A 21042-nucleotide genomic window follows, 5' to 3' on the forward strand; every position below is an offset into this window, starting at 1 on the left:
TTATGGGTGATCGGCACGACTATGTGGCCCTCGAATGGGTCAAGGGCGAAATTGCCGAAACGCTGAAGCAGGCGTTTATTGCCCTTGAAAGCATGGCCCTCGACAACCGGGTCGAAGAGCCGCAGACGGCGCACGCGATCGACGAGTGCCTGGCGGGGATTCATCAGGTCCACGGCAGTTTGCAGATGGTCGAATTCTACGGCGCGGCGTTGCTCGCCGAAGAGATGGAGCAGCTCGCGGCGGCGTTGCAGCAAAACCGCGTCAGCCATCGCGATGAAGCCATTCGCCTGTTGCAACAATCCCTCGGCCAGTTGCCGATTTACCTCGACCGCGTGCACAGCGCCCGCCGCGACTTGCCGCTGGTGGTGTTGCCGCTGATCAACGACCTGCGCAGTGCTCGCGGCGAAAGCCTGTTGTCGGAAACCAGTCTGTTCAGCCCGCAGTGGCTGGATCTGTCGCCGCTGGACGAAGACACCCTGGCAATGCTTGAACCGGCCGAACTGCCGAATGTACTGCGCAAATTGCGGCTAATGTTGCAGATGGGGCTGGTGGGTTTGCTTCGCGAACAGGATGACAACACCAATCTCGGCTATTTGGCCAAGGTCTTCGCACGCCTCGAAGCGCTGTGCGGTGACGCGCCATTGGGGGCGTTGTGGCAAGTCGCTTCGGCACTGGTCGAAGGCATGCTCAGTGCCAGCATCGCCAACAGCCCGGCGCTGCGCAGTCTGTTCAAGGACACCGACAAGGAACTCAAGCGTTTGCTGGAGCAAGGCATGACTGGAGTCAATCAGCCGGCACCGCCAGAGCTGCTCAAAAGCCTGTTGTTCTACATCGCCAAGGCACAACACCCCACTGCGCGGATGCAAATCATGAAAGATCGCTACGCGCTGGACGACGCATTGCCCGACAGCGCGATGGTCGATGAAGAACGCGCCCGTCTGGCCGGCCCGGACCGTGACGCCATGCGCTCGGTGCTGGCCGCGCTCTGCGAAGAACTGGTGCGGGTCAAGGAGCGCCTCGACCTGTTCGTGCGCAGCGACCGTCAACATGTCTCGGACCTCGACAGCCTGCTGGCACCACTGCGGCAAATCGCCGACACCCTGGCGGTGCTCGGTTTCGGTCAACCGCGCAAGGTGATCATCGATCAACTGGCGGTGGTCCTGAGCCTGGCCCAAGGTCAGCGAGAACCGAACGATGCAATCCTGATGGATGTCGCCGGTGCCTTGCTTTACGTCGAGGCGACACTGGCCGGAATGGTCGGCACCGTTGAGGAAAGCCGCGAAGAGAGCCGGTTGCCGACCACCGACCTGACCCAGATCCACCAGATCGTCATCAAGGAAGCACGAATCTGCCTGCAACAGGCCAAGGACATGATCGTCGACTACATCGACAGCGATTGGGATCGTCAGGCCTTGCAGCCGCTACCGGCCGTGTTGACCCAAGTGCGTGGCGCATTGGCGATGATCCCGTTGAGCCGTGCGGCGAGCCTGCTGGAAGCCTGCAACAACTTCATTCGCGAGCATCTGCTGGTGGATCAGACGCGGCCCGACTGGCAGCAACTCGACAACCTGGCCGACGCCATTACCAGCATCGAGTATTACCTGGAGCGCTTGAGCGAAGACCCTGAGGCGCTTGGTGAACAGCTTCTTGATGTCGCCGAGCAAAGCCTGGCGGCACTGGGTTATTTACCCAGTGAAGTGCATGTGCCGCTGCTCGAAGAAGTGCTGAGCGCCGGTGCAGCATTAGTGATGCAGGAATCGCAGGCGCGGGATAATTCGCAGATCGCCCAGTCGCTGGCAGAGGTATTGGCCAGCCCGACCTCCGCCGTTAACCCGCCCGCGCTAACCACCCCGGACAGTCTGCTGCCGCCGCCGGCCGATGAAGAACCGGTGGATGATGAGCTGCGCGAGGTCTTTATCGAGGAAACCGACGAGGTCCTTGAAATCCTCCGCGAATACTTGCCGCGCTGGTCGGCCAGCCCCGACAGCGCATCCGTTCTGAGTGAATTGCGCCGCGCTTTCCACACCTTGAAAGGCAGTGGGCGAATGGTTCGCGCACTGGTGCTGGGCGAGCTGGCCTGGGCGCTGGAAAACCTGCTCAACCGGGTGCTTGAGCGCAGCGTCGAGCCGGGGCCGCAGGTCTATCAACTGCTGGATGAAGTACTGCAACTGCTGCCTGAACTGATCGCCGAGTTCGCCGCCAACCGCCAGCGCCAGCGCGAAGATGTCGACCGCCTGGCCGCTCGCGCCCATGCGTTGGCCAAGGGCGCTGAAAGCCTGTCGGATGCGGCGCAGCAGGATGGTGCGGCGCTTGATCCGCAGTTGCTGGAGATTTTCCGCAACGAAGCCGAAACCCATCTCAACAGCCTCGACCGCTTCCTCGATCAGGCCGCTGAACACTTGCCGTTGCAGGCCAGTGATGAACTGCAGCGGGCGCTGCACACGCTCAAGGGCAGCGCCTCGATGGCGGGTGTGTTGCCGATTGCCGAGCTGGCGGCGCCGCTTGATCATCTGGCCCGCGAGTACAAGGCGCACCAGATTGCACTGGACCTCGATGAAGTTGAGCTGCTGCTCGAAGCCAGTGGTTTGTTGCGTCGCGGCTTGAAGCAATTGAACCGTGATCCGCTGACACCCATCAGCGGTGCGCAAAGCCTGATCGAACGCACTCAGGCGTTGCTCGCCGAACGTCTGGAGGCCATCCTCAACGCCCCGAACACCGGACTGCGGATCAAGCGTGATCCGCAATTGATCAACAACTTCCTCGCCCAGGGCATGGACATCCTGCTGGACGCCGAAAGCCTGTTGCAGCGCTGGCAGCAGCATCCCGGCGAGCGGCAGGAACTCAGCGCGCTGCTGGATGAATTGACCACCCTGGGCGAAAACGCGCACCTGGCCGATCTGCACCCGGTGGATGAGCTGTGTGAAGCGTTGCTCGACCTCTATGGCGCGGTGGAAGAAAGCAGCCTGGCGGTCAGCGAAAGGTTCTTCCACGAGGCAAAAAATGCTCACGAAGCGCTGATCAACATGCTCGATGAACTGGCCGCCGGTCAGGAGGTCGGTTCGCAGCCGGCGCGGGTGCGGGCCTTGCGTGATCTGCTCAATGAGGGCCTTGATCCGTCAGCCATGGGGCTGATCCGCAGCGATGGCAGCCGCACGCTGAGCATTACCGAATTGGGCAGCGCCACCAGCGAATTAGCGCAGACGCAGACGCTGGCGATTGACGATGAAATCGTCTCGATCTTTCTCGAGGAGGCGGTGGATATCCTTGAAAGCGCCGGGCAGGCCTTGCAGCGCTGGCTCAATGATCCGGAGAACGCAGCACCGCTGTCGTCGTTGCAACGCGATTTACACACCCTCAAGGGCGGAGCGCGGATGGCCGAGATCGGGCCGGTCGGTGATCTGGCCCATGAACTGGAAAGCCTTTATGAAGGTCTGGTCGACCGGCGTTTCAGTCACTCGCAAGCGTTGGGGACGCTACTGCAACAGAGCCACGACCGCCTTGCGGTGTTGCTCGAACAGCTGCAAAACCATCAGCCGCTGGGCGATCCGGGTGCGCTGATCGAGGCGATCCAGCAGTTCCGGCAAAGTACTGGCAGCACGGCCGATGTGGTCGAAGCGGCGGCCGCGAATGACTCGGCGAGCAACGATCCAGAACTGCTGGAGATCTTCCTTGAGGAAGGCTTCGACATCATCGACAGCTCTGGCGCGGCATTATTGCGCTGGCAGGCGGATCCGCAAAACCGTCAGGAAATGGAAACCCTGCTGCGCGACTTGCACACCCTCAAGGGTGGCGCACGGATGGTCGAAATCGCCCCGATTGGCGACCTGGCCCATGAGCTGGAATTTCTTTATGAAGGGCTGTCGACTGGCTTGCTGCATGCCACGCCGGTGCTGTTCGAATTGTTGCAACGCAGCCATGACCGGCTGGCGCAGATGCTCGATGCGACCCGCGCCGGCCAGCCCGTGCTGCCGGCCGACGGGCTGATCGAGGCGATCAAGGCCTTCACTCACCCCATCGCTGACAAGACTCCGGCTCCAGTGATCGAAGTCGCACCGGTGGGCAAGCCTGAGACACCAGCGCTGCAACCCGATATCGGCGCCGACATGGTCAAGGTGTCGGCCGAGTTGCTCGACGATCTGGTCAATTTGGCCGGGGAAACCTCGATCTTCCGTGGTCGCATCGAGCAGCAAGTCAACGATGCGCGGGTCGCCCTGAGCGAGATGGAAACCACCATCGAGCGCATACGCGATCAACTGCGCAGGCTCGACACCGAAACCCAGGGACGGATTCTCAGTCGTCAGCAGGTTGAGGCCGAACGTCTGGGCTATGAAGAGTTCGATCCGCTGGAGATGGACCGTCACTCGCAGTTGCAACAGTTGTCGCGGGCGTTGTTCGAGTCGGCTTCCGACTTGCTCGACCTCAAGGAAACCCTCGATCAACGCAACCACGACGCAGAGAACCTGCTGCAACAACAAGGCCGGATCAACACCGAGCTGCAAGAAGGCCTGATGCGCACACGCATGGTGCCATTCGAGCGGATGCTGCCGCGCTTGAAACGCATCGTCCGTCAGGTTTCCAGCGAGTTGGGCAAGGACGTCGAGTTCATTGTCGGGAACGCCGAAGGCGAGATGGACCGTAATGTCCTGGAGCGCATGGCGGCGCCGCTCGAACACATGCTGCGCAATGCCGTCGACCATGGTCTGGAGTCTGCCGAAGCACGCCGTGCGGCCGGTAAACCCGAGCAGGGCCGGATCACTCTGGACCTGTCCCGAGAGGGCGGCGACATCATTTTCGACATCCGCGACGACGGCGCCGGCGTGCCGCTGGACGCGGTGCGGCGCAAGGCGATCAAGCGCGGCTTGCTCGACCCCAACAGCGACATGAGCGACCGCGAGGTGTTGCAGTTCATTCTGCAGCCGGGGTTTTCCACTGCCGAGAAAATCACCCAGATTTCCGGTCGTGGCGTCGGCATGGACGTGGTCCACGAAGAAGTGCGGCAACTCGGTGGCTCGATGGTCATCGACTCTGTACCTGGGCAGGGCGTGCACTTCCGCATTCGGCTGCCGTTCACCGTGTCAGTCAACCGAGCGTTGATGGTGCAGTGTGCCGAGGATCAGTACGCGATTCCGCTGAACACCATCGAAGGCATCGTGCGCGTGCTGCCCTTTGAACTGGAGGGTTACTACCAGCTCGATCCGCCGTCGTACCAGTACGCCGGGCAACGCTACGAATTGTGCTACCTCGGTGAGCTGCTGAAGACCAGCGTGCGCCCGAAACTGTCGGGCGAGAGCCTGCCGTTGCCGGTGTTGCTGGTGCAGTGCCACGAAAGGCGCATCGCGGTGCAGGTCGACGCGATGGCCGGCACCCGGGAAATCGTGGTGAAAAGTCTCGGTCCGCAGTTCGCCGCGGTGCAGGGGTTGTCCGGCGCGACCATTCTTGGCGATGGCCGGGTGGTGCTGATCCTCGACCTGCTGGCGCATATCCGCGCGATGCAAATCCATTTGCCGCCGCAGCGGGTCATACAAGAGCCCGCCGCAGAGACCGAGCCGCAGCGTTCGATGCTGGTATTGGTGGTCGACGATTCGGTCACCGTGCGCAAGGTCACCAGTCGTCTGCTCGAGCGCCACGGCATGAACGTGCTGACTGCCAAGGACGGTGTCGACGCCATGCTGTTGCTCGAAGAGCACATGCCCGATCTGATGCTGCTGGACATCGAAATGCCGCGCATGGACGGTTTCGAAGTGGCCATGCAGGTGCGCAATGACCCACGTTTGCAGCACCTGCCGATCATCATGATCACCTCGCGCACCGGTCAGAAACACCGCGACCGGGCGATGGCCATCGGCGTCAACGACTATCTCGGCAAGCCGTACCAGGAGTCGGTATTGCTCGAAAGCATCGCGTTATGGAGCAAAACCCATGCTTGAGCACCGCACCAGTAACCTCACCGGGCTGCTGCTGCCCTTGGCCGATCGCAACCTGATTCTGCCCAACGTCGCCGTCGCCGAGCTGATCGACTACCAGCCCGGAGCCTTCGACCTCGATTCGCCGCCCTGGTACCTGGGCCTGGTGACCTGGCGTGACCGGCAAATCCCGCTGCTGAGCTTCGAATCGGCCTGCGGCAACAAAACCGTGATCGGCGACCGCGCGCGTATCGTCGTCCTAAACGCCCTCGGCGGGCGCCCGCACCTGAAATTCATCGCCTTGCTGGTGCAAGGGATTCCACGCTCCTACAAACTCGACAGCCAGTTGAGCTACGTCGACGTGCCGCTGTGCTCGCTGGAGCACGCGGCGGTACAGGTCGCCGAACAGGTGGCGAAAGTCCCGGATTTGCTGGCGCTGGAAGAGTTGTTGGTGGGGGCGGGGTTGGTTCAATCGTGAGTCGATCGATCCCATTCAGGGAGCGATCAGTCCCGCAGAGGGAACGATCTATAGCGATGACATTTGATTTGAAACATTGCGCTTTCAGGCTACAAGCCTGAGCCTTGCGCGATGTTGCAGTGATTTTTTGAGGTTGGAGAAACATGTATCACGGGGAAAGATTCAACGCCTGGAGCCATTTGTTCGGGGCGATTGCGGCGTGTGTCGGGGCGGTCTGGTTGCTGGTGATTGCCAGTCTTGACGGCAGCCCCTGGAAGATTGTCAGCGTAGCGATTTACGGGTTTACCTTGCTGGTGCTGTACAGCGTTTCGACGGTTTACCACAGCGTGCGCGGGCGGGCGAAGGTGATCATGCAGAAGGTCGATCACCTGTCGATCTACCTGTTGATCGCTGGCAGTTACACACCGTTTTGTCTGGTCACCCTGCGCGGACCATGGGGCTGGACGTTGTTCGGGATTGTCTGGGGACTGGCGGTGATCGGCATGCTGCAAGAGATCAAACCGCGCTCCGAGGCGCGGATCCTGTCGATCGTGATCTATGCGGTGATGGGCTGGATCGTGCTGGTGGCGGTCAAGCCGCTGTTGGCGGCATTGGGCACCGTTGGTTTTGCCTGGCTGGCGGCGGGTGGGGTGTTTTATACCGTCGGCATCATCTTCTTCGCCCTCGACAGTAGGCTGCGTCACGCCCACGGCATCTGGCACCTGTTCGTCATCGCCGGCAGTTTGCTGCACTTCGTGGCGATTCTGTTTTACGTCCTTTAGACCGAGGCGCGGCTATCGCGAGCAGGCTCGCTCCCACAGGTACAGCGGCGTTCTTGTGGGAGCGAGCTTGCTCGCGATGGGGTCCTAAAAGTCACCCCAAAGCTGCTGGGCCACAGCCAATGCCACTACTGGCGCGGTTTCGGTGCGCAGCACTCGCGGGCCGAGGCGGGCGGAATGGAAGCCGGCGCTTTGCGCCTGTTCGACTTCCACGTCCGACAACCCGCCTTCCGGGCCGATCAGGAACGCCAGTGTCGAAGGTTTGGCATGGCTGACCAGCGGCTCGGCCACCGGGTGCAGCACCAGCTTCAGTTCGGCCTCGGATTGTTTGAGCCAGTCGGCCAATAACAGGGGCGGGTGGATCACCGGCACTCGCGAACGACCGCATTGTTCGCACGCGCTGATAGCGACCTGACGCCAGTGTTGCAGACGTTTGTCGGCGCGTTCGTCCTTGAGCCGGACTTCGCAGCGGTCACTGAAAATCGGGGTGATTTCAGTCACGCCCAGTTCGGTGGCTTTCTGAATCGCCCAGTCCATCCGCTCGCCCCGGGACAAGCCCTGGCCCAGATGAATCTGCAACGGCGACTCGATTTGCCCGGCGAAGCTTTCGGTCAACGCCACGCGCACGCGTTTCTTGCCGACTTCCGCCAGGGTGCCGCGAAATTCCTGACCTGAACCGTCGAACACTTGCAGCGCATCACCCTCGGCCATGCGCAGTACGCGGCTGATGTAATGCGCCTGGGCCTCCGGTAATTCATGCTCGCCGAGGCTCAAGGGGGCGTCGATAAAGAAGCGGGACAGTCTCATTCGGGTTCTCTGAAAAGGGTGCTGGTTATCTGAGTCGGTGTCGACATCTTTGCGGGCGGCCTGCCTCTGTGGGAGCGAGCCTGCACGCGATAGCATCACCGAGGTCTAGCAGATCGACTTCGGTGTCCGCATCGCGAGCAGACGGAACGCCGCCCGGCTGCTCCCACATTGACCGTATAGTGCGATCCATCAACCCGGATCACGGAAGCCTGGGTGGAAGTCCTTCGGCACCGCCACACTGACCTTGTTGCTGGTGGCGATATCGATCCCTTCGCTGGCGACCTCGGCAAGGAAGTCGATCTGCTCGGGGGTGATCACGTACGGCGGCAGGAAATACACCACGCTGCCCAACGGCCGCAGCAGGGCGCCGCGTTCCAGTGCGTGCTGGAACACTTTCAACCCTCGGCGTTCCTGCCAGGGGTAGGCGGTTTTACTGGCCTTGTCCTGAACCATCTCGATGGCCAGCACCATGCCGGTCTGGCGGACTTCCGAAACATGCGGATGGTCAACCAGATGCGCAGTCGAACTGGCCATGCGCTGGGCAAGAGCCTTGTTCTTTTCGATGACGTTGTCTTCTTCGAAGATATCCAGCGTCGCCAACGCCGCCGCACAGGCCAGCGGGTTGCCGGTGTAGCTGTGGGAATGCAGGAAGGCGCGCAGGGTCGGATAGTCGTCGTAGAAAGCGCTGTAGACCTCGTCCGTGGTGATGCACGCGGCCAGCGGCAGGTAACCGCCGGTCAAGGCTTTGGACAGGCACAGGAAGTCCGGGCGGATGCCGGCCTGTTCGCAGGCGAACATCGTCCCGGTGCGGCCGAAGCCGACGGCGATTTCGTCGTGGATCAGGTGTACGCCATAACGGTCACAGGCTTCGCGCAGCAGTTTCAGGTACACCGGGTGATACATGCGCATCCCGCCAGCGCCCTGAATCAGCGGCTCGACGATGACCGCGGCAACGGTTTCGTGGTTTTCGGCGAGGGTCTGTTCCATCGCGGCGAACATATTGCGCGAGTGTTCTTCCCAGCTCATGCCTTCGGGACGCAGGTAGCAGTCCGGGCTTGGCACCTTGATGGTGTCCAGCAGCAGCGCTTTATAGGTTTCGGTGAACAGCGGCACGTCGCCGACCGACATCGCCGCCATGGTTTCGCCGTGGTAGCTGTTGGTCAGGGTGACGAAGCGCTTCTTGTTCGACTGACCGCGGTTGAGCCAGTAGTGAAAGCTCATTTTCAGCGCGACTTCGATGCAGGACGAGCCATTATCGGCGTAGAAGCACCGCGTCAGGCCTTCCGGCGTCATTTTCACCAGGCGTTCGGACAACTCGATAACCGGCTGATGACTGAAGCCGGCGAGGATCACGTGTTCCAGTTGATCGACCTGGTCCTTGATCCGCTGGTTGATCCGCGGATTGGCGTGGCCAAACACGTTGACCCACCAGGAACTGACCGCGTCGAGGTAGCGTTTGCCTTCGAAGTCTTCGAGCCATACGCCTTCGCCGCGCTTGATCGGGATCAGCGGCAGTTGTTCGTGGTCTTTCATCTGGGTGCAGGGATGCCACAAAACCGCGAGATCTCGCTGCATCCACTGATTATTCAAGCCCATTCTTACTCTCCTCGAGGCGGCTCGCGACACGCGCGGGCAAACAATCGCGCAAGCCTATGCAATGCCAGGCGAGCGGACAACCTATTGTGGCGATTGCACATGGAAATACAGGTGCGCTACGTGGTTGTATTGACGTGCGCATACTCTGACAGGGCACGGTAAAGCTACTTCCGATTGCGTCGTTCGCAGGGGGTTAATCTTTCCTTAACCCACCTATTTCAGACTCTTGATCGTATTTCTCGATATTTCAAAGCGAAATTTTCGGCTTTAAATCGATAGATAACTCGATAGTCTTGGTCACAGTTCTTACAGGATTTGGGCAATGCAGCTACGTAACTCTTCCTCCCGCTACGGCGGGGTCAGCATCTTTCTGCACTGGAGTGTGGCGCTGGCAGTCTTCGGTCTGTTTGCACTGGGCTTGTGGATGGTCGGTCTCGACTACTACAGCAGTTGGCGCAAAGAAGCGCCGGACTTGCACAAAAGCATCGGCCTGACACTGTTCGCGATCATGCTGCTGCGGGCGTTGTGGCGCTTTATCAGCCCACCGCCGCCGACGCTGCAAAGCTATAGCCGCATGACGCGCCTGGGCGCCAGGCTCGGTCATTCTTTCCTCTATCTCAGCCTGTTCGCTGTGATGATTGCCGGTTACCTGATTTCCACCGCAGACGGTGTCGGGATTCCGGTGTTTGGTCTGTTTGAAATCCCTGCGCTGATTTCCGGTCTACCGGACCAGGCAGACATAGCCGGTGCGATTCATCTGTATCTGGCCTGGGCACTGGTAATTTTTTCCGGTCTCCATGCGTTGGCAGCACTGAAGCACCACTTTATCGACCGTGATGCGACCCTGACGCGAATGCTGGGACGCAAAGCCTGATGTTCAACCTCGACTCCAAGGAATAGAAAGCATGTTGAAAAAGACTCTCGCCGCTCTGGCAATCGGTACTGCTCTGTTGTCGGCAGGGCAAGCGATGGCCGCAGAATACACAATCGACAAGGAAGGCAATCACGCCTTCGTCGACTTCAAGATCAGCCACCTGGGTTACAGCTTCATCCACGGTACTTTCAAGGATTGGAGCGGCACGTTCAACTTCGACGCCAAGGCTCCAGAAGCCAGCAAAATCGACGTTGTCCTGAAAACCGCCAGCGTTGATACCAGCCACGCTGAACGTGACAAGCACATCCGTACTCCGGACTTCCTGGACGCCGCGAAATTCCCTGAAGCCAAGTTCGTTTCCACCAGTGTTAAATCCACTGGTGAAAAAACCGCTGACGTGACCGGCGACCTGACTCTGCACGGCGTGACCAAGCCAGTCGTGATCAAGGCAACCTTCAACGGCGAAGGCAAGGATCCATGGGGCGGCTACCGTGCCGGCTTCAACGGTACGACTACTTTGCAGCTGAGCGAGTTCGGCATCAAAGGCCCAGGTCCTGCCTCCCAGACCCTGGACCTGGACATCTCGTTTGAAGGTGTTCAAGCGAAGTAATTTTCGCTGCTGACACAAAAACGCCCCTCGGATCTTACGATCTGCGGGGCGTTTTTTTACGCCTGGCGAAATGGGGTGGAATAACTTAATGATCGCAGTTGTATTAACGAATTCGCACATTACGCTGGCTGTTTTCCTACGCCCGGTCCTACAGACACCCTTAATCCGTGCATAACGAGTCTTGCGCAATATCTCTTTCGTATGTCGAATGTCTGTAGCTGACTTCTCGATTTTATACAGTGCTCGCTCCGATGAGGGCAGACCCATTTATGCGTGCTTTTCTCGCGACGTAACTAAGTTCCAAGATCGCGATACAGCCTGGATGATCGTTAATTCCTAAGGAAGATTATGCTGAAGAAATATTTCGTCTCACTGACTGCGGGTGCTGCCATGCTATTGGTGGGGCAGGCGATGGCTGCTGAATATGTAATCGATAAAGAAGGTCAGCATGCCTTTGTCAACTTCAAGGTCAGCCACTTGGGCTTCAGCTATATCACGGGTACTTTCAATGATCTGGACGGCAAGTTCAACTTTGACGCTACTAAACCTGAGGCCACGAAGATTGAAGTCAATGTAAAAACGGCCAGCCTATTCACCAACCATGCCGAGCGTGATAAGCACATACGTGACGCGGAATACTTAAGCGTGAGCAAGTTTCCGGCAGCAAAATTCGTGTCTACCAGTGTTACACCCACTGGTAAAAGTGCTGACGGCAAGTCGACTGCTGATGTAACAGGCGATTTGACCATACAGGGTATAACCAAGTCGGTGGTCGTTAAGTCCACCTTCCTGGGTGAAGGCAAGGATCCATGGGGTGGTTACCGTGCAGGTTTTGAGGGTACCACTACCATCAAGCGTCAGGATTTCGGTGTGTCGGGGCAGTTGAAACCTGAGTCGGATGCCATCGAGCTGTACATCACCTTCGAAGGCGTGAAAAAGTAACGCTTCTACCTTAAGCAAAAACGCCCCTGATCGCGAGATCAGGGGCGTTTTTGTTAGCGGGAGAAATCAGCGGTTGCGAGTCAGCAACGCTGGTTTCTCGCCGCGTGGGCGGCTTGGCAGTTGATCGAGCTGCTCAGGTGTCGGGAAGCGATCCGCCTTGGACTCCTTGTGCATGATCTTCGGTTGGGTGCCGCGCGGGTTTTGTACTGCGGGTTCCTGACGCGGCTGGTCGTCACGGGCCGGGCGACGGTTGCGCGACTCTTCGCGACGGGCCTGGCCGTCACGTGGAGCGCCGCTGCGTGGACCGCTACGTTTGGCGGGCGGGGTGCCGGTGGTGGCGCCGCTGCTGCTACGCGGACCGTTTTGACGACCCTGTGGCTGGCCGGTGCGTGGAGCGCCAGTACCAGCGCCAGCGCCCTGTGCCGGAGCACCTGGACGGCGGCCGCGACCCTGAGGGGCTTTTTGCTGCGGAACGTAGTCGACGCGGTTACCGAAGTTATCGACATCGTCGTCGAGGAACTCGTCCGGTGCGCGGTCAGCGGTGGCGCGGGGTGCCGGGCGCTGCTGTTCGCGGGCCGGAGTGCCTTCGCGCGGCTTTTGAGCCGGGCGTTCGCCACGGCTGGCAGCCGGCTTTTCCTTGCCGCCCTTGTCCTTGCCTTTGTCTTTACGACCGCCGCCACCGCCGCTGCCGTTTGGACCATCGCCGCGCGGGCCACGTGGGTTGCGCGGGTTACGCACATCCGGACGCTCTCGAACTTCTGGCTTCTCGGCTTCTACAGCGCTGGAATCAAAACCCATCAGGTCGCCATCGGCGATTTTCTGCTTGGTCATGCGTTCGATGCTTTTCAGCAGTTTTTCTTCGTCCGGGGCAACCAGCGAGATCGCCTCGCCCGAACGACCGGCACGGCCAGTACGGCCGATACGGTGCACGTAGTCTTCGTCGACGTTTGGCAGTTCGAAGTTGACCACGTGTGGCAATTGGTCGATATCCAGGCCGCGAGCGGCGATATCGGTGGCCACCAGGATACGCACTTCGCCGGCCTTGAAGTCGGCCAGGGCTTTGGTGCGGGCGTTCTGGCTCTTGTTGCCGTGGATCGCGACGGCGCTCAGGCCGTGTTTGTCCAGGTACTCGGCCAGGCGGTTGGCGCCGTGCTTGGTGCGGGTGAAGACCAGAACCTGTTCCCAGGCGCCGGCGGTAATCAGGTGCGCCAGCAGCGAGCGCTTGTGGCTGGCGGCCAGACGGAATACGCGTTGCTCGATGCGCTCGACCGTGGTGTTCGGCGGAGTGACTTCGATGCGTTCCGGGTTGTGCAGCAACTTGCCGGCAAGGTCAGTGATGTCCTTGGAGAAGGTTGCCGAGAACAGCAGGTTCTGACGTTTGGCCGGCAGGCGGGCGAGGACCTTTTTCACGTCATGGACGAAGCCCATGTCGAGCATCCGGTCAGCTTCATCGAGTACCAGGATTTCTACGTGGGACAGGTCGACGCTGCCTTGGCCGGCCAGGTCGAGCAGGCGACCCGGGCAGGCCACCAGCACGTCAACACCACGGGACATGGCCTGAACCTGTGGGTTCATGCCAACGCCGCCGAAGATGCAGGCACTGACGAACTTCAGGTCACGGGCGTAGACCTTGAAGCTCTCGTGCACCTGAGCTGCGAGTTCGCGAGTCGGGGTCAGGACCAGGACGCGCGGTTGGCGCGGGCCGTGACGTTGGGATTTGTCCGGGTGACCGTTGGGGAACAAACGCTCCAGAATCGGCAGGGCGAAGCCGCCGGTTTTGCCAGTACCTGTCTGCGCCGCAACCATCAAGTCGCGACCTTGCAACACGGCGGGAATGGCCCGCTGTTGCACCGGAGTAGGCTGGGTGTAGCCCGCTGCCTCGATGGCGCGGACTAAAGCCTCGGAGAGACCGAGGGAAGCAAAGGACATGAGTAATCCTGTTTTAGTTAGGGCTTGGCCCAATGGGATAGTCTTGCCTGGCGCGAATGGCATTTAAGAGAAGCGCAATCGCGTCCGGTCCTGCTGGGCTTGAAGGCTTATCTTCGAGTGCTCGCGCGGGCTGAAAAGCTGCGCTGTAACGGTGTCGAGATGCCTTAAACAAGACCGAGCGTCCGGGCGTAAGCCTGGCGGGAAGGCCGGAGTATAACAGAGCAATCACGGAGCGCTGCTTTCCTGCTGCTCAACGGTTTTCCCGTTGCTGGCTCGCGGGGTGATCTGTGGCGCATCAGGTACCGGGCCGGCGCCATAACGCGTACTCAATTGGGCGTAGGCCGGTTCGCGTTTGAAGCGCTTTAGCTCGGCGCCGAAACGCTGCACCAGCAGGTCCATGCCGGCATTGCGACGCACCGCCAGATACTGGCTCTGATGGCTGATGACCGTGGGGCTTTCGCTGATCTGATCGCGCAAATTCAAGGTGTCGAGCAGGGTTTGGCCCACCCGGCGGTCGGTAATCAGCAGGTCGATGCGCCCACGTGCAAGCTTGCCGAAGTTGGCTTCATGGGTCGGCGCAGGCTCACGGGTGAACAGGGTCGAGTCCCTGAAGTCCTGACTGTACAGGTAGCCGGGCGAGGTGCCGATGGTCAGGCCGCGCAGGTCTTCAAGGGTGCGGAAGGGATGAGGGCGCTCGTTGGCATAGAACATCACGAACTCGACTTCCGACAGCGGTTCGCCGGGATAGAGCAGGGTGGCGTCGCGTTCGTTGCTGTGGAAGATATCCAGCGCGCCGTCGGCCAACCCTTGATCAAGCATGGCCAGGCAGCGTTTCCAGGGCAGGAACTGCCACTGCACCTCAATCCCCAGACGCTGGAAGACGATTGCCGTGGTTTCGTAATCCAGCCCAAGGGCCTGGCCGTTTTCCTCGTACACGTAAGGCGCCCAGGGCTCGGTGACAATGCGCAGCTTCTCGCCCCGAGCGGCAAAGCTCAGGCAAGCAAAAAGCACGGCTGTCAGCAATTGGGCAATGACGGGCATCGCTGGAGATTACGACGAGATTTGGGCAATAGCCAGAAGCGGGTGTTGGAAGTGGGTGCTCTAGCACAAGGGATTTGGGAGTGTGACCCGAGAATGGAAAGATCGCAGCCTGCGGCAGCTCCTACGGATTATTCGCAAGGAGCTGCCGCAGGCTGCGATCTTTTGATCTTGCCCGTACGACTTTTAACGCGGCAGTTTCAGGTTGCTCCATACCGCCAGGCTAGGTTCAGCCTGGTTCAGGGTATAGAAATGCAGCCCTGGTGCACCGCCTTGCAACAAGCGTTCACACATTTGCGTGATCACTTGCTCGCCGAAACCCTGAATGCTCTGGGTGTCGTCGCCGTAGGCTTCCAGCTGCTTGCGAATCCAGCGCGGGATTTCCGCACCACAGGCGTCGGAAAAGCGTGCCAGCTTGCTGTAGTTGGTGATCGGCATGATGCCCGGAACAATCGGGATATCCACGCCCATCGCCCGTACACGCTCGACGAAGTAGAAGTAGCTGTCGGCGTTGAAGAAGTACTGGGTGATCGCACTGTTGGCACCGGCGTTGGCCTTGCGCACGAAGTTGGTGAGATCGTCTTCGAAGTTGCGCGCTTGCGGGTGCATTTCCGGGTAAGCGGCGACTTCGATATGGAAGTGGTCGCCGGTCTCTTCACGAATGAAGCTCACCAGGTCATTGGCGTGACGCATTTCGCCACTGGCCATGCCCATGCCCGAAGGCAGGTCACCGCGCAAGGCGACGATCCGCTTGATGCCGGCTGCCTTGTATTGAGTCAGCAGGCCGCGCAAGTCGTCCTTGCTGTCGCCAACGCACGACAGATGTGGTGCGGCAGGGACTTTGACTTCGCTTTCGAGCTGCAACACGGTGTTGAGGGTGCGATCACGGGTCGAACCACCAGCGCCATAGGTGCAGGAGAAGAAATCGGGGTTGTACGTGGCCAGCTGACGGGCAGTGGCGATGAGTTTTTCATGCCCAGCGTCGGTCTTGGTCGGGAAGAACTCGAAGCTGTAGCGGCGGTCTTGGGACATTGGAATACCCTTTGGAACTCGTAAGCCGGACGCTGGCCCCCCCGTAGGAGCTGCCACAGGCCGCGATCTTTCAAGGATCAAAAGATCGCAGCCTGCGGCAGCTCCTACGGGGAGCGGTCAGTCAGCGCTGATCAGTAGCGGTAAGCGTGCGGCTTGAACGGGCCTTCGACGGTCACGCCGATGTATTCAGCCTGTTGCTTGGTCAGTTGAGTGACCACGCCACCGAAACCGCGAACCATTTCCAGGGCCACTTCTTCGTCGAGTTTCTTCGGCAGTACTTCAACAGTCAAACGCTCGGCTTTCTGGGCTGGCGACAGGTCGGCGTACTTCTGGCCGAACAGGAAGATCTGCGCCAGAACCTGGTTGGCGAACGAACCGTCCATGATACGGCTTGGGTGGCCAGTGGCGTTGCCCAGGTTAACCAGACGGCCTTCGGCCAGCAGGATCAGGTAGTCGTCGTTCTGTGCGTCGAAATCGCCAGGGCCGGTACGGTGAACCTTGTGAACCTGTGGCTTCACTTCTTCCCATGCCCAGTTCTTGCGCATGAAAGCAGTGTCGATTTCGTTGTCGAAGTGACCGATGTTGCAGACAACTGCACGCTTCTTCAGGGCTTTAAGCATGTTTGCGTCGCAAACATTGACGTTGCCGGTAGTGGTCACGATCAGGTCGATCTTGCCCAGCAGGGCCTTGTCGATGCTTGCTTCAGTACCGTTGTTGATACCGTCGATGAACGGCGAAACCAGTTCAAAGCCGTCCATGCAGGCTTGCATGGCGCAGATCGGGTCAACTTCGGAGACTTTAACGATCATGCCTTCCTGACGCAGGGACTGGGCCGAACCCTTGCCCACGTCACCGTAACCGATGACCAGCGCTTGCTTGCCGGACAGCAGGTGGTCGGTACCGCGCTTGATCGCGTCGTTCAGGCTGTGACGGCAGCCGTACTTGTTGTCGTTCTTGCTCTTGGTTACCGAGTCGTTGACGTTGATGGCCGGGATTTTCAGTTCGCCCTTGGCCAGCATGTCCAGCAGGCGGTGTACGCCAGTGGTGGTTTCTTCGGTCACGCCGTGGACGCGGTCGAGGATCGCCGGGTATTTCTTGTGCAGCAGCTCGGTCAGGTCGCCGCCGTCGTCGAGGATCATGTTGGCATCCCAAGGCGCGCCATCCTTGAGGATGGTTTGCTCAAGGCACCACTCGTACTCTTCTTCGGTTTCGCCTTTCCAGGCGAAAACCGGGATACCGGCAGCGGCGATAGCGGCAGCGGCCTGGTCCTGAGTCGAGAAAATGTTGCAGGACGACCAGCGTACTTCGGCACCCAGGGCAACCAGGGTTTCGATCAGCACGGCAGTCTGAATGGTCATGTGGATGCAGCCGAGGATCTTCGCGCCCTTGAGCGGTTGCTCAGCGGAGTACTTGCGACGCAGACCCATCAGGGCCGGCATTTCCGATTCGGCGATGATGGTTTCGCGACGGCCCCAGGCAGCCAGGGACATGTCGGCAACTTTGTAGTCGTTAAAACCTGCAGGCGTGTTTACAGCGCTCATGAAGAGCCTCCATTCGTAAGTATGCGAATGGGCGCCGTTGTGCGTTTAGTGTCCGGCCGATCATGGCCAGGCAACGCCCCATCCGAGCCTGACAGGTCGAACCTGCTGCAGCGCCCCTCGGACAGGTGGCGGGAAAACGGTACCCATCGAAGATGACCGTTTTGAAACGGTGGCGATTATAGCCGTGTGCGCAATACTTCCAAAGGGTTTCTGTCGGCCAAATGAAGATCGCTAATGGCGACCATAGTCGAAGCCTCATGGAGCATGACTGCCCGGTCTGCCATGATGGCCGGCATCAATCGGCAAGACGGTCAGGAGCGAGCATGAATTTCCACACCCGCAAATGGGTAAAACCCGAAGACCTCAACCCCAACGGCACGCTGTTCGGTGGCAGCCTGCTGCGCTGGATCGACGAAGAAGCGGCGATCTATGCGATCGTCCAGCTGGGCAACCAGCGCGTGGTCACCAAGTACATTTCCGAAATCAACTTCGTCAGCGCCTCGCGCCAGGGCGACATCATCGAGCTGGGCATCACCGCTACCGAGTTCGGTCGCACCTCGATCACCCTGACTTGCGAGGTGCGCAACAAGATCACCCGCAAAAGCATCCTCACGGTCGAGAAGATGGTCTTCGTCAATCTGGGCGAAGACGGCTTGCCGGCGCCCCATGGCCGGACCGAGATCAAGTACGTCAAAGACCAGTTCCAGGACGATGCCACGGTCGAGTAATGCGAGCCCCGTAGGAGCTGCCGCAGGCTGCGATCTTTTGATCTTCAGGATCGATGCCGTTCCGAAAAGATCGCAGCCTTCGGCAGCTCCTACGGATACGGATGTGGGTGGTGTTCAGCCGGGGACGTTCGCCGCTGCCGCTGCGCGACGTTGCAGGTAGATAAAGAACAGCGCAGTCAGCACGGTCAAACCGCTGACCAGTGCACCGGTCCATGGCAGGTCCGCAAGGTTGGCGCCGCTGGCGACGACCAGTCCGCCGATCCACGCTCCGGCGGCATTGCCCAGGTTGAAGGCGCTCTGGTTCAGCGTCGAACCCAGGTTCGGCGCCTCATGAGCCTGATCGATAATCAACAGTTGCAGGATCGGGCACAGTGCAAAGGCGAACACCCCCCACAGCACAAGGGTGATGGCTGCCGGGATCACCGAGTGGCTGGTCTGGCTGAACGCGGCCAGTATCAGCATGACCGCGAGGGCCATGCCCACCAATGACGGCAGCAAGCGGCTGTCGGCCAGGCGCCCGCCGAGCATGCTGCCGGCGGTCAAACCCACGCCGAACAACAGCAGCATGATAGTCACGCCGTGCGGGCTGACGCCGGTGATGTCCTGCAGGATCGGTGCGATGTAGGTGAACACGCTGAACAGGCTGGTGGACGCCAGCACACTCATGCCCAGCGCCAGCAGCACATTGGGTTTGCCCAGGACCCTGAATTCGCTGGCCAGGTTGGCCTTGTCCATGGCGATCTCTTTCGGCAGCCAGACCCACTGGGCGATGGCCGCAATCACACCAATCACCGACACCGCCCAGAAGGTCGAACGCCAGCCGGCGTATTGCCCGAGCGCTGTGCCCAGCGGTACGCCGAGCACGTTGGCCAGGGTCAGGCCGGTGAACATCATTGCAATCGCCTGGGCACGTTTGTTCGGCGCCACCAGTCCTGCGGCGACCACCGAGCCGATGCCGAAAAACGCGCCATGGCACAACGCAGTAATCACCCGCGCGGCCATCAACGTGGCGTAGTTCGGGGCCAGCGCGCAGAGGATGTTGCCGAGGATGAACATCAGCGTCATGCCCAGCAGTGTGGCTTTGCGCGGCATGTTGGCGGTGCCGACCGCGAGGATCGGAGCGCCGAACACCACGCCCAGGGCATAGCCGGTAATCAGCAGGCCGGCCTCGGGAATGCTCACGGCGAGGTCGCGGGCGACATCGGGCAGCAAGCCCATGATGACGAATTCAGTGGTGCCGATGCCGAAGGCGGCAACAGCCAGTGCTAGCAAGGCGAGTGGCATGCGCAAGGTCTCTGTCGATAGTCTTGACGCTCTGATCAGGCATACGCATGCGAACTCCCGATTCCGTAAGGATCGGGTAGCAGCAGAAATTTATTGGAATAAGTATGTGCGCAACTGAGTGCGGCGTGGTCGGTTGCAGTATAAACAGCTGCTGACATATGGCGAATCAATTCTCTGCCCCGGTCACCCCGGTCGACGTAGGAGGCGGGGACAACATAAGGAGTGTGTCGTGCTTGCGACCGCGTTGGTGTTGGTGGCGGCGTTGTTGCACGCAGCCTGGAATACGCTGATCAAATTCAGTGCTGAACGGTTGTTGGTCGTGGCCTGCATGGACAGCGTGGCGATGCTGTTTGTCGTGTTGATGCTGGGTTTCGTGGTGCTGCCGCCGTTGGACATCTGGCCGTGGATTCTCGCTTCGGCGGCCTTCGAGTTGCTCTATCGCTATCTGCTGATCCAGGCCTATCGGGTCGGCGATCTCGGGTTGGTCTATCCACTGATGCGCGGTTTGTCGCCATTGGTGGTGTTGGCGCTGACGCTGATCTTTGCCGGCGAAGTGCTGACGACCCAGCAGATTCTTGGCATTTTGCTGATCCCGTTCGGCATGCTCTGCCTGCTCTGGCAGGGCGGTGGCGGGGAGCGTTTGCCGTGGTCGATGTTGCCGGTGGTGGTGCTGATCGGCTTGTGCATCGGCTGCTACACCTTCATCGATGGGCAGGCATTACGGCGCTGGTCGCACCCGCTCGATTATCTGGTTTGGGTCACGCTGTTCAGTGCCTGGCCGTTCCCGCTGTTGGCGCTGGTGCGCAAGCGTCCGGCCTTTATGCGGTTCTGGCGTGAACAGTGGCGACTGGGTTTGAGCGTCGGGTTCTGCGTGTTGTTCAGCTACGCTTTGGTGCTCTGGGCCATGCAGTTGGGGTCGATTGCCGAAGCGGCGGCGCTGCGCGAAATCAGCGTGATTCTGGTGGTGCTGTTCGGCATGCGTTACCTCAAAGAACCTTTCGGCAGGCCCAGGCTCTTAGCCTGTGGACTGGTACTGGCCGGCATGCTCGTGATGAAGTTCTGAGCGAATGTTCACAAAACTCTAAAGAGGAATCTGCAATGACTGTTGCTCTGTGGTGTGTATTGATCGCGATTTTCCTGCCGTACGTTTGCACCTCCATCGCCAAGATCGGGGGTAAGTTCGGGCTGCGGGATAATCATGATCCACGAGATTTTCTTGAGTCCCTCGACGGGTTTGCCAGGCGTGCCCACTGGGCCCAGCTGAACAGCTTTGAAGTGACCCCGGCATTTGCCGCTGCGGTCATCGTTGCGCATCTGGCCGGCAATGCCGAGCTGGTGACGATCAACGTGCTATCGGTGCTGTTCATCACCAGCCGTCTGCTTTACATCATCTGTTACCTGGCGGATTGGGCGATCCTGCGTTCGCTGGTGTGGTTTGTCGGCATGGGGCTGATTGCCAGTTTCTTTTTTGTGTCGATTTGAAGTTCAGTAGCCGGTATTTCCTGTGTTTGTGCGGGCCTCA

The 21042-nt window shown here is 59.9% G+C and carries 16 protein-coding genes and 1 riboswitch; of the genes, 9 read left to right on the forward strand and 7 right to left on the reverse strand.

The features are described 5' to 3' along the window. Positions 1 to 2: 2 nt before the first annotated feature. From BK659_RS18615 to trhA, 3 genes are all read left to right on the forward strand, one after another. The gene (locus BK659_RS18615) at positions 3 to 5927 is read left to right on the forward strand and encodes a hybrid sensor histidine kinase/response regulator (protein WP_123426447.1); all 5925 of its coding nucleotides are present in this window, start codon (positions 3 to 5) and stop codon (positions 5925 to 5927) included. Continuing rightward, complete coding sequence (locus BK659_RS18620) at positions 5920 to 6381, forward strand: chemotaxis protein CheW (protein WP_123426448.1); 462 nt, start codon at positions 5920 to 5922, stop codon at positions 6379 to 6381. The genes BK659_RS18615 and BK659_RS18620 overlap by 8 nt, the downstream gene beginning before the upstream one ends. A 143-nt stretch (positions 6382 to 6524) precedes the next feature. Beyond that, positions 6525 to 7142, forward strand: a complete 618-nt coding sequence (gene trhA, locus BK659_RS18625) for a PAQR family membrane homeostasis protein TrhA (RefSeq protein ID WP_123426449.1) — start codon at positions 6525 to 6527, stop codon at positions 7140 to 7142. Between the two features lie 84 nt (positions 7143 to 7226). Here trhA and BK659_RS18630 read toward each other — a convergent pair whose 3' ends face one another. Then, on the reverse strand, positions 7227 to 7946 hold the full coding sequence (locus BK659_RS18630; RefSeq protein ID WP_123426450.1) for a 16S rRNA (uracil(1498)-N(3))-methyltransferase: 720 nt from the start codon (positions 7944 to 7946) through the stop codon (positions 7227 to 7229). Between the two features lie 189 nt (positions 7947 to 8135). Continuing rightward, positions 8136 to 9542 carry an adenosylmethionine--8-amino-7-oxononanoate transaminase gene (locus tag BK659_RS18635; RefSeq protein ID WP_123426451.1) on the reverse strand — a complete coding sequence of 469 codons (1407 nt, stop codon included), beginning with the start codon at positions 9540 to 9542 and terminating at the stop codon, positions 8136 to 8138. Between the two features lie 322 nt (positions 9543 to 9864). Here BK659_RS18635 and BK659_RS18640 point away from each other — a divergent pair, with 322 nt between their 5' ends. The 3 genes from BK659_RS18640 to BK659_RS18650 all read left to right on the forward strand — a co-directional run bounded on the left by BK659_RS18640 (position 9865) and on the right by BK659_RS18650 (position 11968). After that, positions 9865 to 10416 (forward strand): cytochrome b, encoded by a 552-nt coding sequence (locus tag BK659_RS18640; protein WP_123426452.1) that lies wholly within the window; start codon positions 9865 to 9867, stop codon positions 10414 to 10416. Between the two features lie 31 nt (positions 10417 to 10447). After that, on the forward strand, positions 10448 to 11026 hold the full coding sequence (locus BK659_RS18645; protein WP_123426453.1) for a YceI family protein: 579 nt from the start codon (positions 10448 to 10450) through the stop codon (positions 11024 to 11026). A 348-nt stretch (positions 11027 to 11374) separates the two neighbouring features. Beyond that, entirely contained in the window at positions 11375 to 11968 is a 594-nt protein-coding gene (locus BK659_RS18650; protein WP_123426454.1) for a YceI family protein, read from the forward strand. A gap of 66 nt (positions 11969 to 12034) precedes the next feature. On the opposite strand, the gene BK659_RS18655 is transcribed toward BK659_RS18650, so the two are convergent. The 4 genes from BK659_RS18655 to ahcY form a co-directional block, all read right to left on the reverse strand. Next, positions 12035 to 13897, reverse strand: a complete 1863-nt coding sequence (locus BK659_RS18655) for an RNA helicase RhlE2 (RefSeq protein ID WP_123426455.1) — start codon at positions 13895 to 13897, stop codon at positions 12035 to 12037. A gap of 225 nt (positions 13898 to 14122) precedes the next feature. Continuing rightward, positions 14123 to 14938: a substrate-binding periplasmic protein gene (locus BK659_RS18660; protein WP_123426456.1), complete on the reverse strand. Its 816-nt coding sequence runs from the start codon at positions 14936 to 14938 to the stop codon at positions 14123 to 14125. A 183-nt stretch (positions 14939 to 15121) separates the two neighbouring features. Beyond that, on the reverse strand, positions 15122 to 15967 hold the full coding sequence (metF, locus tag BK659_RS18665; RefSeq protein WP_123426457.1) for a methylenetetrahydrofolate reductase [NAD(P)H]: 846 nt from the start codon (positions 15965 to 15967) through the stop codon (positions 15122 to 15124). 131 nt (positions 15968 to 16098) lie between these two features. Further along, a complete protein-coding gene (ahcY, locus tag BK659_RS18670; RefSeq protein ID WP_123426458.1) occupies positions 16099 to 17508 on the reverse strand; it encodes an adenosylhomocysteinase in 1410 nt (469 codons plus the stop codon). A gap of 22 nt (positions 17509 to 17530) precedes the next feature. Then, positions 17531 to 17633: riboswitch (S-adenosyl-L-homocysteine riboswitch) on the reverse strand. 198 nt (positions 17634 to 17831) lie between these two features. On the opposite strand from ahcY, the gene BK659_RS18675 reads away from it, so the two are divergent. Continuing rightward, positions 17832 to 18236 carry an acyl-CoA thioesterase gene (locus BK659_RS18675; RefSeq protein ID WP_123426459.1) on the forward strand — a complete coding sequence of 135 codons (405 nt, stop codon included), beginning with the start codon at positions 17832 to 17834 and terminating at the stop codon, positions 18234 to 18236. A gap of 114 nt (positions 18237 to 18350) precedes the next feature. Here the strand turns inward: BK659_RS18675 and BK659_RS18680 are convergent, their stop codons facing one another. Next, positions 18351 to 19520 (reverse strand): MFS transporter, encoded by a 1170-nt coding sequence (locus BK659_RS18680; protein ID WP_123426460.1) that lies wholly within the window; start codon positions 19518 to 19520, stop codon positions 18351 to 18353. Between the two features lie 229 nt (positions 19521 to 19749). Between BK659_RS18680 and BK659_RS18685 the strand changes: the two genes are divergently transcribed. Both BK659_RS18685 and BK659_RS18690 read left to right on the forward strand, forming a co-directional pair. Then, positions 19750 to 20583 carry an EamA family transporter gene (locus tag BK659_RS18685; protein WP_123426461.1) on the forward strand — a complete coding sequence of 278 codons (834 nt, stop codon included), beginning with the start codon at positions 19750 to 19752 and terminating at the stop codon, positions 20581 to 20583. A 35-nt stretch (positions 20584 to 20618) separates the two neighbouring features. Next, entirely contained in the window at positions 20619 to 21002 is a 384-nt protein-coding gene (locus BK659_RS18690; RefSeq protein WP_123426462.1) for an MAPEG family protein, read from the forward strand. The last annotated feature ends 40 nt before the right edge of the window (positions 21003 to 21042 follow it).

It is taken from the genome of Pseudomonas brassicacearum, assembly GCF_003732225.1.
Classification (GTDB): domain Bacteria; phylum Pseudomonadota; class Gammaproteobacteria; order Pseudomonadales; family Pseudomonadaceae; genus Aquipseudomonas; species Aquipseudomonas brassicacearum_E.

Coding starts and splice junctions, on each gene's coding strand:
- BK659_RS18615 (WP_123426447.1), top strand. CDS start 3: ATGGGTGATCGGCACGACTATGTGGCCCTCGAATGGGTCAAGGGCGAA.
- BK659_RS18620 (WP_123426448.1), top strand. CDS start 5,920: ATGCTTGAGCACCGCACCAGTAACCTCACCGGGCTGCTGCTGCCCTTG.
- trhA (WP_123426449.1), top strand. CDS start 6,525: ATGTATCACGGGGAAAGATTCAACGCCTGGAGCCATTTGTTCGGGGCG.
- BK659_RS18630 (WP_123426450.1), bottom strand. CDS start 7,946: ATGAGACTGTCCCGCTTCTTTATCGACGCCCCCTTGAGCCTCGGCGAG.
- BK659_RS18635 (WP_123426451.1), bottom strand. CDS start 9,542: ATGGGCTTGAATAATCAGTGGATGCAGCGAGATCTCGCGGTTTTGTGG.
- BK659_RS18640 (WP_123426452.1), top strand. CDS start 9,865: ATGCAGCTACGTAACTCTTCCTCCCGCTACGGCGGGGTCAGCATCTTT.
- BK659_RS18645 (WP_123426453.1), top strand. CDS start 10,448: ATGTTGAAAAAGACTCTCGCCGCTCTGGCAATCGGTACTGCTCTGTTG.
- BK659_RS18650 (WP_123426454.1), top strand. CDS start 11,375: ATGCTGAAGAAATATTTCGTCTCACTGACTGCGGGTGCTGCCATGCTA.
- BK659_RS18655 (WP_123426455.1), bottom strand. CDS start 13,897: ATGTCCTTTGCTTCCCTCGGTCTCTCCGAGGCTTTAGTCCGCGCCATC.
- BK659_RS18660 (WP_123426456.1), bottom strand. CDS start 14,938: ATGCCCGTCATTGCCCAATTGCTGACAGCCGTGCTTTTTGCTTGCCTG.
- metF (WP_123426457.1), bottom strand. CDS start 15,967: ATGTCCCAAGACCGCCGCTACAGCTTCGAGTTCTTCCCGACCAAGACC.
- ahcY (WP_123426458.1), bottom strand. CDS start 17,508: ATGAGCGCTGTAAACACGCCTGCAGGTTTTAACGACTACAAAGTTGCC.
- BK659_RS18675 (WP_123426459.1), top strand. CDS start 17,832: ATGAATTTCCACACCCGCAAATGGGTAAAACCCGAAGACCTCAACCCC.
- BK659_RS18680 (WP_123426460.1), bottom strand. CDS start 19,520: ATGCCACTCGCCTTGCTAGCACTGGCTGTTGCCGCCTTCGGCATCGGC.
- BK659_RS18690 (WP_123426462.1), top strand. CDS start 20,619: ATGACTGTTGCTCTGTGGTGTGTATTGATCGCGATTTTCCTGCCGTAC.